The organism is Photobacterium malacitanum, from assembly GCF_900185615.1.
GTDB lineage: Bacteria > Pseudomonadota > Gammaproteobacteria > Enterobacterales > Vibrionaceae > Photobacterium > Photobacterium malacitanum.
In genome coordinates this window covers 215,996-230,904 of record NZ_FYAK01000001.1, presented here as the reverse complement: position 1 = coordinate 230,904, position 14,909 = coordinate 215,996, and the positions used below count along the sequence as shown (strand labels likewise).

Genomic DNA, 14,909 nt, shown 5'->3' with positions numbered 1-14,909 from the left:
AAGCGTATCATCTTGCCACCTTATTATTAGAAGCCAATGACAATGCCTCAAACTCATAATCCTTTGCAAGGCGCAGCATGGATGCTCACAGCTGGACTCGCGTTTGCTATCGTAAATAGTTTAGCGCAATACCTTAGTATCAAACTGGGTGTTCCTTCAACCTCTGTTGCTTTGATCCAATATTTCATTGCGCTGATCGCGATGCTTCCTTGGCTTCGCACTCTTGGTATTCGCCAATCGCTTCGAACAAATCACTTTTGGTTACACTGTTTACGGGTATTTTTTGCGGTTATTGGTATTCAATTATGGCTGTGGGCCTTGGCCTATCCGGTACCTATTTGGCAAGGCATTGCGTTGCTGATGATTTCACCGCTATTCGCCACCATCGGTTCTGGGCTAATTCTTAAAGAAAAAGTAGGCAAAGCACGCTGGTTTGCCACTCTAGCCGGATTTGCAGGTGCGATGATCATTCTTGAGCCATGGTCGGAAGATTTTAATATCGCAACCTTGTTGCCTGTTGGCGCAGCGTTATTCTGGGCTGCTTATTCATTAATGGTAAAAAAGCAATCAAGTCACGAATCGCCAACCACTATTGTGATGTACCTGCTTATTTTAATGACGCCGTTTAATCTTCTGTTAGCTGCCCCTGATTTTGCGATGCCAACCGCGGGCTTTAGCTGGTGGCTGCTCATTCTAGCAGGTCTACTAACCGGTTTAGCACAATGGGCGATTGCAAAAGCCTATGCTGTGGCTGATGCTTCTTTTGTGCAACCATTTGACCATGCTAAATTACCACTAAACGTATTAGGTGGCTGGCTGGTGTTTGGTTGGGCACCACCTGGTCGTCTCTGGCTTGGTGCGGCGATTATTATTCTCTCGGTCGCCTTTATTACCCATTGGGAAAATCGCAAAAATTAACCTTTTTAAAAACCGCTTATGATAAGCGGTTTTTTTTACATTTTTTTATTCATAGCGATGTTCAAGCCTTAATTAGATCAAAAGCAAACGATTGCGCAAACATAAAAATAAGGTATTATTGGTTTCAGATTTCACCTTTAATGATTAATCGTAAGGAATATCAATGTTTGGTACAGCTACTTGTTCTGATGCAACCCGTGTATTACTGCTTGGCTCTGGTGAGTTAGGTAAAGAAGTTGCTATTGAGTGTCAGCGCCTTGGGCTTGAAGTCATTGCTGTTGATCGTTATGAGAACGCACCGGCAATGCAGGTTGCTCACCGTAGCCATGTCATTGATATGCTCGATGGTAATGCTCTAAAACGCATAATTGCACTAGAAAAACCCCATTTTGTGGTGCCTGAGATTGAAGCGATTGCAACTGATACTCTGGTTGAACTTGAAAACCAAGGTGTCAACGTTGTACCAACTGCGAATGCAACTAAGCTAACCATGAACCGTGAAGGTATTCGTCGTCTAGCCGCTGAAACATTAGCGATTCCAACCTCCCCTTACGAGTTCTCAGATCAATACGCCGATTTTGAAGCCTCTGTTCACCGTGTGGGTATGCCATGCGTAGTTAAACCCATTATGAGTTCATCTGGTAAAGGTCAGAGCGTGATCAAAACCGCCGCCGATATTGAATCAGCTTGGCATTATGCGCAAGAAGGCGGTCGTGCAGGTGCCGGGCGTGTGATTGTGGAAGGCTTTGTTGATTTTGATTATGAAATTACACTGCTAACCGTACGTGCTGTTGATGGTGTCCATTTCTGTGCTCCAATTGGTCATCGCCAGCAAGATGGTGATTACCGTGAATCATGGCAGCCACAGCAAATGTCTGCTGCTGCTCTACAAGCGGCTGAGGACGTTGCTCAAAAGGTTGTGAATGAATTGGGGGGTTACGGGTTATTTGGTGTCGAGTTGTTTGTTAAAGGTGACACTGTACTATTTAGTGAAGTTTCTCCACGTCCACACGACACTGGTATGGTGACTCTAATATCACAGCAGTTATCTGAATTTGCGCTTCATGTTCGCGCTTTCTTAGGCTTGCCTATTGAGCAAATAACTCACTACGGTCCATCTGCTTCTGCGGTTATTCTTGCTGAAGGTGTATCGACCAATATTCGTTTTGATAACCTTGCAGCAGCGTTATCGCGTCCACAAACACAAGTGCGCCTTTTTGGTAAGCCTGAAATCGATGGTCGCCGTCGCTTAGGTGTTGCGCTTACTCGCCGTGATAACATTGATACCGCGATCACTGATGCTATTGCCACAGCAGCAGACGTTAAGGTCATTATGTAACCTTAGCTGCGCAATAAAAACAACAAAGGCGTCGTAATGACGCCTTTATTATTTATCTCACCATATGAGTGCTAATTACACTTCAATTAACCACACTTCTTCAGCAAAGCGCTCGACTCCCTGTCGACGACGAGGATGGCTTTCATCTGCTTCATCGCGGGCTAAATGGGTGATCTTACAGCCACTGAATAACGTTGTGATTTCAGCTTCAGGTACAGAAAACGGCGGTCCATCCATTTGCGATTGCGGATAATCCAGTGTCACCAATAAAATTCGTCCACCTGGCTTTACCAAACTCAATAAACGCTCGACATAACGTTCACGCATTGATTGTGGCATTGCAATTAAAGCGGCACGATCGTAGACCACATCAGCAGGTGCAACAGGCACAGTAAAATAATCGCCCTGATAAATTGTGATCTCATCAAAAGAATACACATGCTCGCTCCCTACCCCTGTTACTAACGGTGTATAGAAATTCTCAGCAAAGAATGCTTTCACTGCGATGTCGCTTAGCTCGATACCAACCACATCGTTATGACGACCCGCTAACCATACTAGATCTTCAGACTTGCCACACATAGGAACAAGCACGCGATCATCACGTTGAGCATTAACATCAGGCCAGTATTTTACTAATAACGGGTTAACGTCGGTTAAGTGAAAACCAATCCGATCTTCAGCCCAACGGCTATGCCAAAATTCAGCATCCATGATTTACCTTCTTTTTTATATTTTATTTATAGTGTTAGTGTGGAAATTTATCCTGTTGCAAATAAAGATCATACACTTTCGTGCCAGAGTTTAGTACCGGCAGGTTATTTAATTACAATTAAATACCTTCACTAAAAATAAATGAGATCATTAAAACAACAAACCAGCTACAAAAAAACACTCAATAGATATTCCACAAAAACATAATGCAGTAACATACTGAAATAAATACCGTAAATGAATAATATAAACTCTATTGCACTTAAAGAAAAATAACACCAAATGTAAAAACCATGTAAAGCAAATTTGTTATTATATTATTCTGTTAACTTATTGTGTGACTTTCCCCTCAAGGTTTTTATCCTGTCTTTGTCATAAAATAAAAGCGTGACCAAGCATGCAATTTTTTGTAATTAAGTGGATATACTCCATCTCACTTAAAACACTGGCTCGAGAAAAATCATGCTTTCTACTTTAGTAAATACCAATCTTATTAAGATTAATCTTAGTGCGACAAACAAAGATGAGTTATTTCAAGAATTAGTTAACCTTCTTCATGAAAATAATCGTATTGATGATAAAGCTAAGTTCTTAGCTGATATTAAACAACGTGAATCTGACAGCATCACCTGCATGGATGGTATCGCCTACCCTCATGCTAAATCTACAGCGGTATTAGAACCTGCAATCGCTGTTGGCATTAAAAAAGCAACGATCGAATATGGTGATGAAGACGGTAATGAACCCTCTCTTTTCTTTATGATTGCGTCTCCTGATAACGGTGCTGACCATCATATCTACGTACTACAAGAATTATTCGGTAAATTCGGCGATGAGTTTATTGAAGCAATGCATAACGCGACCACAGAACAAGAAGCGTTAGATGTTCTTTTATCTGATCAATTTTAATTAACAAACTTTAATGGAATAAAGATGACTACAACAACAATGACTAACGGTCAAGGGCGTGATTGGAAACAAACGCTATCGACCATGAAACAACACCTACTTTTTGGTACATCTCACATGCTACCTTTCGTTGTAGCTGGTGGTGTTCTTCTTGCTCTTGCTGTAATGGCAACAGGTAAAGGTGCCGTTCCTGATACAGGTATTCTGAAAGATATTTCAACAATTGCAATTAAGGGTCTGGTTTTATTCCCAATCATCCTTGGTGGCTTTATTGGTTACTCAATTGCAGATAAACCCGCTCTTGCGCCAGCATTTATCGCTTCAGGTATCATGGCTGACATGGGTGGTGGTTTCCTAGGCTGTATTATCGCTGGCTTCATTTCTGGCTTCGTGGTGCTACAACTTAAAAAGATCCCAATTCCTAATCACTTATCAGCACTTGGCGTGTACTTCCTATACCCTCTTGCAGGTACGTTAATTAGTGCGGGTATCGTAATGTGGGGCTTAGGTGCTGCTATCGCTGGCTTCATGGCTGGTATGAACGCATTCCTAGCTTCAATGGCGGGTTCTTCTAAAGCGGTACTGGGTGCAATCTTAGGTGGCATGACTGCATTTGACATGGGTGGCCCAATCAACAAAGTAGCGACACTATTTGCACAAACACAAGTTGATACACAACCTTGGTTAATGGGTGGCGTAGGTATTGCTATCTGTACTCCACCACTAGGTATGGCATTAGCAACATTCATGTTCAAAAAGAAATTCTCTACAGAAGAGCGTGAAGCAGGTAAAGCTGCGGCAATCATGGGTTCTATCGGTATCTCTGAAGGTGCTATCCCATTCGCAGCAAATGACCCAATGCGTGTTCTACCGTCTATCGTTATTGGTGGTATGGTTGGTTGTGTCTTTGGTTTTGCTACTGATGTACTTCTACATGCACCTTGGGGTGGATTAATTACTGCACCAGTTTCTAGCAACATTCCAATGTACGTTGCTGGTATTCTTGCAGGTTCATTCACAACAGCTGTTATTGTAGGTATGTGGAAACCTGTTGTTATTGAAGATGAAACAGTCGCTGTTGCAGAAAAAGCACCAGTACAAGCTGACACAGCACCTGTTGCTGGTGAAGGTGAGTACGATGTTGTCGCTATCACTTGCTGCCCTTCTGGTGTTGCACACACGTTCATGGCTGAGAAATCTATTTACAAAGCAGCGAAAGAACTTGGCTTAAAAGCAAAAGTAGAAACACAAGGTCAGAATGGTATTCAAAATCGCCTAACAACTGCTGATATTCAAAATGCTAAATTTGTGATTCTTGCACACGATATTGCTATCAAAGAAGCAGAACGTTTCAATGGTGTGAATATTATTGAGTGTTCAACAAAAGAAGCAATGAAAAAAGCAAAAACTTTCATGAGCTAATAGTTATTCTTACAAAGGGCTATTTTAAATAGCCCTTGATAAGAAATAATTAACATCCATTCATTTGTTTATTTGTTTGTTTTAAACAACTTCAATTACTTTATTTATAATAATGTTCGCTTGTTATTTTTAAATAAAACATAAGTTAACTGTAATATATAGTTTCACCCTAAAGGATTAATAATGAAATTTAAACGTACTCTAGTTGCTATTTCAGTAATGGCTGGTTTTATTAATATTACTGGTTGTAATAATGATAATAATACCGACAAATCAGCGATTGAAATTCCTGTATCTCAAGCCATTGATTTAAGCGTATTAAAACACGTAAATCCAATGATTGGTACAGCAGCGAGTGGCCATACATTCCCAGGAGCCGTGGTTCCTGCAGGTATGGTTCAATTATCACCAGATACGTTTATCGGTTCAGGAATTGACCATGAAACAGGCCTAAACCCATGGCATTCAGCTTCTGGTTATTGGGATGCTTCAGATTATGAAAATAACGATATTATAGCAACCAATATTCCATTATATGGTTTCTCTCATACACATTTATCAGGAACTGGCGCAACTGATTTAGGTGATATTTTAATTCTTCCTTATTCTGATATTTCTAATCATAATATTAATGATTTTGATAAAGAAAACGAATTAGCATCTGCTGGTTTTTATAAGACAAAACTTAATAAAGGTAATATTGAAGTAGAATTAACAACAACAAAACGTGTTGGACTACATAAATATATATTTGAGAATGGTGCTGAACGTAATATTAAAATCGACTTAGGACATACCTTAGAAAATAATAACGGCGCAACGGTTAAAAATAAAATTGAAATCATTGATGATTACACCATTCGTGGTAAAAAAACCTCTACAGGTTGGTTCCAAGGCCAAGATCACCAAGGTCAAGAAATCTTCTTTTACGCCAAATTTAATGAGCCTGTTGCTAAAGCATTTTTAGGCACCGATGGCAATGAACCATCAACCAATGAAATGCGTCAAGGCGCTGTTTATCAAGGTGAGGATTTAACGACTTTCCTACAATTTGAGCAAAATAATAAGCCATTAGAAATTCGTGTTGGTATATCTCCTGTTAATTGGCATGGCGCACAAAAGAACTTAGAAGCAGAAGCACCAACATTCGATTTTGCACAAGTCAAAAAAGATGCAGAGCATGCATGGGCTGAAAAATTATCGAAAATCAAAGTTGAAGGTGGAACAGAAGCCGAAAAAACTAATTTCTACACTGCTATGTATCACATGATGATCGCACCAATCGAATTTTATGATGTTGATGGTCGTTATGTTGACATGCTGGGTACTGTTCGTACGCTTAAAGATGGCGACGTACCAAACTACTCTATTTATTCAACATGGGATACCTTCCGTGCCGTTCACCCAATGTGGACAATTATCGATCCTAAACAAGCGACATTGTACGTTAAAGATTTAATTCGTAAATCTAACGATGAATTCGGCATGTTACCTAAATGGGAAGGTCATGGTTCAGAAACCGGGACAATGATCGGTTATCCATCAACAGCTATTGTAGGTGACGCTGTAACTAAAGGCTTGGTTGAACCTCAAGAAGCATTTGAAGCGTCTGTTAAATCTGCACATTACCGTCCACATAATTTCCCTCAAATTAATGATGGTATCTTAGGATCTTTGATGGCTGGTCAATTGAACTACCACGTCAATGAAACATGTGTTCGTATTCCTAACTGGAACTCAGTCTCTTACTCGTTAGAATTCTCATTCTACGACTGGACTATCGCAGAAATGGCGAAAGCTGCTGGTAACATCGAAGCATACGAAGAATTTAAAGCTCGTTCTTATAACTCTCTATCACATTGGGATGAAGAATCAGGCTTCTTCGTACCTAAAGTTCAAGTTGGCGATAATAAGTGTGAAACCTTAGTCGGCTCAGGTACTGAATGGGAACCTAAATTCTACAAAGACGGCAAATATGATCCATATGTCGCTGATGCTTATGCCTTTACTGAAGGTAATGCATGGCAATGGCAGTGGGCATTCATGCAAGATCTAGATAAATTAACTGAAATAATGGGTGGTACTTTCGGTTTAAATCAAAAGCTAAATAACTTGTTTACTGCAAATTCAAACCAAGGTGATCAGCACCAAGATATGACCGGTTATATTGGCCAGTACATTCACGGTAATGAACCATCTCACCACGTGATCTACTTGTACAACCGTACAACTGAATCATATAAGGTTCAAGAATACGTCGATCAAGTTAATGACCAATTCTATAAACCAACCCCTGATGGCATCATAGGTAATGAAGATGTTGGTCAAATGTCTGCTTGGTACATCATGTCTGCATTAGGTTTCTACCAAATTGCGCCGACTGATCCTACTTACTCTATCGGTCGTCCACTATTTGATAAAGCAACAGTCAATATTGGCTCTGGCACATTTACTGTGATTGCTGAAAATAATGGCCCAGACAACTTATATGTTAAATCTGTCACTATTAACGGAAAGCCATTGGATGTATTCAATACATTCAAACACGAAGAGTTCAAAGCTGGTGGTGAGCTACGTTTTGTCATGACGAATGATAAATCAGAAGCAATGCAGCCAAATCTAACTAAATAACCACGACGCATATTTTATATAAATAAGGAGGAGTTCTGCCTCCTCCTTACTTTAAATATTTGAATAAGGATTTCAAATGCAATTTAAACGTACGGCTCTTACTGTGTCTGTAATGCTTGGTTTAATGAGTGTTACTGGTTGTAATAATAGTGACAACGATATTAATACAAATAAATCACCAGAAATCGAAACCTCTTCTGTTCTGAAATACGTTGATACGATGATCGGTACCAAAGGATTAGGCAACGTTAACCCATCACCTGTTATGCCTGAAGGTATGATTCAGCCCTCTCCAGATAACTGGGATCCTAATGGTTGGAACGGTAAGGGATCACCATCAGAATACGATCCATCAAATACCCATTTATCCGGCTTCACTATGACCCACATTTCAGGTGCGGGTAAAGGTGACTTAAACGACTTCGCATTTTTACCCTACACTGGTTTTAATACTGACGCTCCAAGTATGGACAAAAAATCAGAAACTGCAGAAGTTGGATATTATTCAGTAGAATTAAATGAAACTGGCGTTAAAGCTGAATTATCAGCAACTGATCGCGTCGCTTTCCAACGTTACACTTTCCCTGAAGGTGAAGATCGTAAAGTTCGAATCGATTTACAACATGAACTATTAGAAGTTTATGGTAACCACTCACGTAATATCTATTATAAACGTCTTAATGACACTACCGTTGTGGGTGCACGTACATCTAACGAATGGGGACAGTGGCAAACTGTATTCTTTGTTGCGGAGTTTTCAGAGCCGATTATTGAAGAGAACTTATACGCTAAAAAACGTTACGCAATGGAAGCTGGAACGTTAGTTAATAACCCTGGAACATTGATCCCTATCGATGCCACAGAAGTCGGCTTAGCTGATTACAACGGCTATGCTGAACATGTTGCCATGCCAAACGAACCAACACCGACAGACGCACGTAAATTAGCGATGGCTAACGATGTAATGACACATCTTAACTTTGGTAAAGGTGATGCTCCAATCACGGTTAAAGTTGCTATTTCAGGTACTGATATTCAAGGTGCTATTAATAACTTAGAAGCTGACAATAATGATTTCAATTTTGACAATGTGGTGAAGAAAAACCGCATGGCATGGGCTGAAGTCCTTGGCGATTTTGAGGTAGACGGCGGTAAAGAAGCCGATAAGACTATGTTCTATACCTCTCTCTATCGCACCTATATTGCCCCATTTATCTACCAAGATGTTGATGGTCGTTACCGTGGTATGGATGGCAAGATCCATCAATCTGATGGTGATCTAGTTAACATGTCTGTTTATTCTATGTGGGATACATTCCGTGCATCTCACCCACTTAAAACAATTGTTGATAAAGATCGTGCCGTTGATTACGCCCTTGACCTGTTAAACAAGTATAAAACAGGTGGTGTGCTTCCTAAATGGGAATTACATTCAGATTACACTGGTGAAATGGTGGGTCATCCCGCTGTATCCGTTATTGCCGATATAATGGTTAAACACCCAGAAGAATTTACTCAGGAACACTTCGAATTAGCACTTAAAGCGGCTGACGATACACTAGGATTTAACGAGGATATCACAGATAGTTGGGTGCCTTATCGTGATGCTTGGAATGGTGACAAACGTTTTACCGTCATGACTAAACACAACCAATACCAACAAGAATTAGGATATATTCCAGCAAATATAAAATGGAATCCTAATGACGAAAATAAACCGGCTTATGTTGATGGTATTGCAACAGATAAATTTGATGGCTTAGTCAATGAATCAGTATCATATGGTTTAGAAAATGCCTATTACGATTGGTGTGTCGCACAGATAGCTAAGCTTGCTAATAATGAGAAAGCATTTAATCGCTACATGAAGCGCTCAGAATCATTTAAGAACTACTTTGACCACAATCCTGAATTTTACGGAAAAATGCAAAGCGCAGATGGAAAACCATTAGGCATTACTGGCTTTATGCGTCCTGTATATCATTTAAATGGTGAAAAAGTCTTTGCTAATAATCTTAACGATGAATGCTTAGACAAAAATCTAAAGTTATTGATTCCTGAAGGACGTGATTACACTTGGTGTAAAGAGCGTAAGCACCTTGATGAAAATGACCTATTCTGGCCATACCGCGCAGAACATCGCGGCGAAGACTTCACTGAAGGCAATGCGTGGCAGTGGACATGGTTTGCACCTCACAGTGTCTCAGGTTTAGCTAATATCATGGCGGGTCAATTCAATGCCCGTAGTGACTTAAATACGCCAGAAATAATGACCGAAAAAGGTCAAGCTGCAATGCTTGCTAACCTAAATGGTCTATTTAATGCAGATTCAAACGCTGATACTTCTCAATCTCATGATATGTCAGGTTACATCGGTCAATTTGTTATGGGTAACGAACCGGATCATCACGTACCTTACCTATACAACTGGACGGCAGAGCCTTGGAGAACACAAGAAGTTGTCAACCAAGCGATGAACGATTTCTACCACCCGACTCAAGAAGGACTGATTGGTAACGAAGATGTCGGACAAATGTCGGCTTGGTACATTATGTCGGCAATGGGCTTCTATCAAGTCAGTCCAGCGGATCCAACTTACACCATTGGTCGCCCTATCTTTGATAAAGTAGTCATGCCTGTTCATGATGGTTTCTTCACAATCACAGCAAAAAACAACAGTGAAGAAAGTATCTACGTTAAATCGGTATCTATTAACGGCAAGCAATTAGACGAGAATTTCTCATTTAATCATCGTGAACTTCGCAACAATGGCGAGCTAAATTTCGAAATGACCAATGATAAAACTCAAGCAATGAAAGCAATAAACTAAGATGTAACCAATAGTAATCAACAAAAAAGGGATGCCGCAGCATCCCCTTTTTAATGACCACGCTGAACAGCTAGATCAAAAATCTGTTTTTCAATTTTTCTATCGGAGAGTCATTGAATAACGATTGGAAGCCACTCAGGTTTATGAAATTCTGAATAGTTTAATCGAATCACGACGAACCGTTACACCACGGAATGTTACTGGCTCTAACAACGTCATTAGTTGCTTAGAAACAAAAAACTTACCGCCGTAGCTGCGATCACCGCCACGATTAACCCAATCAGCAAATTCATCAGCCAGACTGAACATTGAGTTACCGACTAATAAAACTAGAACCTTAGCAACTTCGCTATCGTTCTGACGGTTAAACTCTGCGTCACGAACTTTTTTACGATATTCGTCGACAATTCTTTCAAGGCACTCAAATCTGCTCATATACACCACCATAAAAATCGAGGCGTGGATACTACTGCTCTACTCCCGTTAAATCAACCCATCTCAGCATGTTTCTTGTGTTTAATCATTAAATTTATCAATTCATCAACATTATTGACACTTGTTGCTAAAAAAATGCGAATTAATCGTCATAATTTATCATCTTTATGAAACTTTTATTTAAAATGCATCTTTATACGCGTTAGAATAATTCCTTTTACTCATAACGGTGATGAACGTGGATAAAAACACTGACTTTAATCTATTGGGTCGACTTAATACGGAATTTAAGACCATAACCGCAATGATTGACCTCTATTGCTTAAATCACCATCAAACTAATACTGCCTCATTTCAGCGTTGTGATGATTGTGAGCAATTTAGAAGCTATGTAAAACACCGTCTTGATCGCTGCCCTTATGGTGAGAATAAACCCAGCTGTAAGCAATGCCCAATCCATTGCTACAAGCCACAACAAAAGCTCAAATCGCAAACGATCATGCGTTACTCAGGACCAAAGATGTTAATCAAGCACCCTATTATGGCAATCAGACACTTAGTTAATGATAAAAAACCACTACCACCACTAACCAAAGAGATGAAATCTAATTATAAAAAAAGAAAAACGTTAAAAACCAATAGTTAGAAATTTTAGAGCGCTGATTTCTTAGGATTTAATTAATTATTGTACTGAACTATATATATGAAGATGTATAGAAGGCAGTCCTTAGCGAAGTAAAGACTGCTTAATAATATTCCAGCGAAAGCGATTTAGTTGCGATAAAAATCAATCACTTCAATTTTTACAGGGGTATTCTTTTTGGTTAGTTCTACTGTGAATTGATCTTCATCAACTACTTTAGCGTCTTTTGCACCTTTACCAACAACGCTCACCCCTTCGATTTTGGTATAAAGCTTGCTGTAGTCATAGTGCATAGTAACGGTGACTTTTGTTGGTGCAGAAGTTGATAATTCAAAAGTACAAATACCCGTTGGACAAAATACATCAATATCTTCAGGTGATGTGACCGATACGGTATCAACATTTTTCACCGGGGTCGCAGTCACAGTGGCTTCACCACTACAACCAGATAAAAGCATTGTTGCTGCCACCACAAGAAAACCTAATTGACTTTTTTTCACCGATTTATCCTCATTAAATTACATGCCGCGATACTCATTTTATTTCACGGTATCGCACCATTGTTGGTATTTATTGTTGGCGTAATGCCTTAATCTCATCACTGGTTAAATAGCGCCATTGACCTTCGCTAACGTCTAACGTTACAGCACCGATCGACTCACGATGTAAGCCAACGACTTTATTGCCAATAGTTGCAAACATGCGTTTTACTTGATGAAACTTACCTTCTGTAATGGTTAATAACACCTGCTTTTCATCAATAATGGTTAATGAGGCTGGTGCGGTAAGTTGGGTTTCACCTTGTAACTGAATGCCATGAGCGAATAACTTTTTAGCATTTACATCAATGGGTTGACGAAGCTTAACTCGGTATACTTTAGGGCATAGTTTATTGGGAGAAGTGATATTAAATGACCACCTACCATCATCAGTAATCAGAACTAAACCTGTTGTATCCGCATCTAATCGACCCACAATATGAAGTTCTTGTGGACGTTCTATATCAATGTAATTAAACAATGACGGATAGACTTCATCAATATTTGAGCAAATGGTCTGTGCTGGCTTATGCATTAATAGATAACGAAATGGACGAGGATAGAGTCGCGTTCCTGCTCGTCTAACATCATTATTTTCATGTACTTGCGTTGCAATGTCAGTGATAACATCACCATTGACCATTATTTCACCATCAATAATAGCGCTAACGGCCTGCTCTTTGGTAAGTGCGGTACTTTTACAAACAAATTTATCAAGACGCATAAAAATATCGCTCTTTCTCTTTATATTAAAAGAGCGGTGATTATCCCTCTCCGCCAGTAATAAGCAACACTTACACTAATATTTAGGCTATCACTGCTTAATCTCACCGCACTACCATTAACTTCATCTCTTTTACTACAGCAGAAAAAGCCCTCAATTACTACCAATCTAGACACATTACAATATCCCTTATAAGTATAAAGTGAGCGCTACTTCAATTAATTGATTAATTTAAAAAATATTGTTTGGCGCATTTGCAAAGCTAGGCTAATATCGCGCAACTTTGGTAATTGGGCCATTCCAAAAACCAACATAATCTCTTTATAATCATTAGGTTAACCATGTCTTATAACGCTTTATACACTGATTTGTCTGGCTACTATGATTTAATGTGCGCTGATATTGATTACCAAGAACAAAGTAATTGTATTCGTAGACTCCACCAGCTATTTGGTAATCAAGGCACTCGTTATCTTGATCTCGCTTGTGGTACAGGCCCGCATGTTGAGCATTTTATTGGTTATGGCTATCAAGCAAGTGGCTTAGATATTAATCAACCAATGCTCAACATTGCTCAACAACGGTGTCCACAAGCTACTTTTGTGCAGCACGACATGTGTAATTTTACCGTTGATGCACCGTTAGATTTAATAACCTGTTTCCTGTATTCATTGCATTACAATGCCAATATCGAGAAATTAATGCAATGTATTGAAAGTGCTTACAATGCGTTAAATGAGAATGGTGTATTTTGCTTTAATGCTGTCGACAAAGATAAAATCGATAACAGCTCTTTTGTACGTCATACCACTGAGTTTGAAGGCGATCACTTTATGTTCCAATCTGGTTGGTATTACAGTGGTGAGGGTGAACATCAACAATTACAGCTGCATATTGAAAAAACAGCGGATAATGTCACTCAGTCTTGGCGTGATAATCACCCTATGGTGGCAATCAACTTTGTGCAATTACAGCAATTGTTAGCACCTTTTTTTGATATCACGATGTTTGAACATAGCTACGATAAAATCGTGCCTTGGAATGGTCATTCCGGTAATGCCATTTTTGTCTGTGTTAAAAAACAAAATACCCTTATCAATCAGCAAGCCGCATAAAAAAACCTCGATCAATAGTTATTGATCGAGGTTTTTACTATAAATTAATAACGAAATAATATTAGCTTATTATTATTTCAATTATTGTTAATTATTATTTAGCACTTTCAGCAGCAATCGCTTCATCAGCTGCAGCTTCTGCAGATGCTTCTTCTTCTTTTAAGAAGTTTTCTTTATCACGCTCATTTAATTCAGAACGATGTGCTAGTGGCTTTTCTTTTTTCTTAATAATTTGACGCTCTAAACGTGCAAATGCGGCATTTAATGCGTCACTTAATTCTTTTTCATCTGCTGATGCTTCAATATCACCAACACTTGTCTTTACTGCAATTTCTACAATAAATTGACGGCCTGGTTCTAATTTCATAAATACATTACGACTATGAAATACAACTTGGAATTTATCGAATTTAGCAAACTCAGATTCAATATGAGCTTCCATGTAATCAGGTAATTCAAAACCTTTAGCAGTTACTTTTAACGTCATTTTTTCCACCAATAATTTAATAAGTTATTTATTGTTTGTGCTATTAAGATGAACCGAAATTAAAAAACAAAACGTGACAAATATCACACTTTTGAATCATCACTATCAGAAGTTAAAAAATAAAGTAAGTAAAATCAATAACAAACACACCACTTTAGTTTAAATAACAATCAATATCGACCTATAGCGTTTATTAAAGATAC

The 14,909-nt window shown here is 39.0% G+C and carries 13 protein-coding genes; 8 read left to right on the top strand and 5 right to left on the bottom strand.

Annotated elements, in window-relative coordinates; all coding sequences use genetic code 11:
• The first annotated feature begins 42 nt into the window (after positions 1 to 42).
• Together PMAL9190_RS01025 and purT are read left to right on the top strand one after the other, a co-directional pair.
• Positions 43 to 918, top strand: coding sequence for a DMT family transporter (locus PMAL9190_RS01025; RefSeq protein ID WP_087844184.1), 876 nt, complete (start codon positions 43 to 45; stop codon positions 916 to 918).
• Between the two features lie 163 nt (positions 919 to 1,081).
• Complete coding sequence (gene purT / locus PMAL9190_RS01020; RefSeq protein ID WP_087843523.1) at positions 1,082 to 2,257, top strand: formate-dependent phosphoribosylglycinamide formyltransferase; 1,176 nt, start codon at positions 1,082 to 1,084, stop codon at positions 2,255 to 2,257.
• Between the two features lie 75 nt (positions 2,258 to 2,332).
• Here purT and PMAL9190_RS01015 read toward each other — a convergent pair whose 3' ends face one another.
• A complete protein-coding gene (locus PMAL9190_RS01015) occupies positions 2,333 to 2,971 on the bottom strand; it encodes a thiopurine S-methyltransferase (RefSeq protein WP_087843522.1) in 639 nt (212 codons plus the stop codon).
• A gap of 462 nt (positions 2,972 to 3,433) precedes the next feature.
• Here PMAL9190_RS01015 and PMAL9190_RS01010 point away from each other — a divergent pair, with 462 nt between their 5' ends.
• From PMAL9190_RS01010 to PMAL9190_RS00995, 4 genes are all read left to right on the top strand, one after another.
• Positions 3,434 to 3,880 (top strand): PTS sugar transporter subunit IIA, encoded by a 447-nt coding sequence (locus tag PMAL9190_RS01010; protein ID WP_087843521.1) that lies wholly within the window; start codon positions 3,434 to 3,436, stop codon positions 3,878 to 3,880.
• A 24-nt stretch (positions 3,881 to 3,904) separates the two neighbouring features.
• Positions 3,905 to 5,302, top strand: a complete 1,398-nt coding sequence (locus tag PMAL9190_RS01005) for a PTS fructose transporter subunit IIBC (protein ID WP_087843520.1) — start codon at positions 3,905 to 3,907, stop codon at positions 5,300 to 5,302.
• A 183-nt stretch (positions 5,303 to 5,485) separates the two neighbouring features.
• Entirely contained in the window at positions 5,486 to 7,933 is a 2,448-nt protein-coding gene (locus tag PMAL9190_RS01000; RefSeq protein ID WP_087843519.1) for a GH92 family glycosyl hydrolase, read from the top strand.
• A 76-nt stretch (positions 7,934 to 8,009) separates the two neighbouring features.
• Positions 8,010 to 10,763, top strand: a complete 2,754-nt coding sequence (locus PMAL9190_RS00995) for a GH92 family glycosyl hydrolase (protein WP_087843518.1) — start codon at positions 8,010 to 8,012, stop codon at positions 10,761 to 10,763.
• Between the two features lie 141 nt (positions 10,764 to 10,904).
• Here PMAL9190_RS00995 and PMAL9190_RS00990 read toward each other — a convergent pair whose 3' ends face one another.
• Positions 10,905 to 11,198: a hypothetical protein gene (locus PMAL9190_RS00990; RefSeq protein ID WP_005367981.1), complete on the bottom strand. Its 294-nt coding sequence runs from the start codon at positions 11,196 to 11,198 to the stop codon at positions 10,905 to 10,907.
• Positions 11,199 to 11,430: 232 nt separating this feature from the next.
• Between PMAL9190_RS00990 and PMAL9190_RS00985 the strand changes: the two genes are divergently transcribed.
• Positions 11,431 to 11,844, top strand: a complete 414-nt coding sequence (locus PMAL9190_RS00985; protein WP_235004254.1) for a nitrous oxide-stimulated promoter family protein — start codon at positions 11,431 to 11,433, stop codon at positions 11,842 to 11,844.
• A 125-nt stretch (positions 11,845 to 11,969) separates the two neighbouring features.
• Here PMAL9190_RS00985 and PMAL9190_RS00980 read toward each other — a convergent pair whose 3' ends face one another.
• Both PMAL9190_RS00980 and PMAL9190_RS00975 read right to left on the bottom strand, forming a co-directional pair.
• A complete protein-coding gene (locus PMAL9190_RS00980; protein WP_087843516.1) occupies positions 11,970 to 12,341 on the bottom strand; it encodes a spore gernimation protein in 372 nt (123 codons plus the stop codon).
• A gap of 70 nt (positions 12,342 to 12,411) precedes the next feature.
• The gene (locus PMAL9190_RS00975; protein WP_087843515.1) at positions 12,412 to 13,104 is read right to left on the bottom strand and encodes a pseudouridine synthase; all 693 of its coding nucleotides are present in this window, start codon (positions 13,102 to 13,104) and stop codon (positions 12,412 to 12,414) included.
• Between the two features lie 341 nt (positions 13,105 to 13,445).
• On the opposite strand from PMAL9190_RS00975, the gene PMAL9190_RS00970 reads away from it, so the two are divergent.
• On the top strand, positions 13,446 to 14,219 hold the full coding sequence (locus tag PMAL9190_RS00970; RefSeq protein ID WP_087843514.1) for a class I SAM-dependent DNA methyltransferase: 774 nt from the start codon (positions 13,446 to 13,448) through the stop codon (positions 14,217 to 14,219).
• A gap of 94 nt (positions 14,220 to 14,313) precedes the next feature.
• On the opposite strand, the gene hpf is transcribed toward PMAL9190_RS00970, so the two are convergent.
• Positions 14,314 to 14,706 carry a ribosome hibernation-promoting factor, HPF/YfiA family gene (hpf, locus tag PMAL9190_RS00965; RefSeq protein ID WP_087843513.1) on the bottom strand — a complete coding sequence of 131 codons (393 nt, stop codon included), beginning with the start codon at positions 14,704 to 14,706 and terminating at the stop codon, positions 14,314 to 14,316.
• Between the last annotated feature and the right edge of the window lie 203 nt (positions 14,707 to 14,909).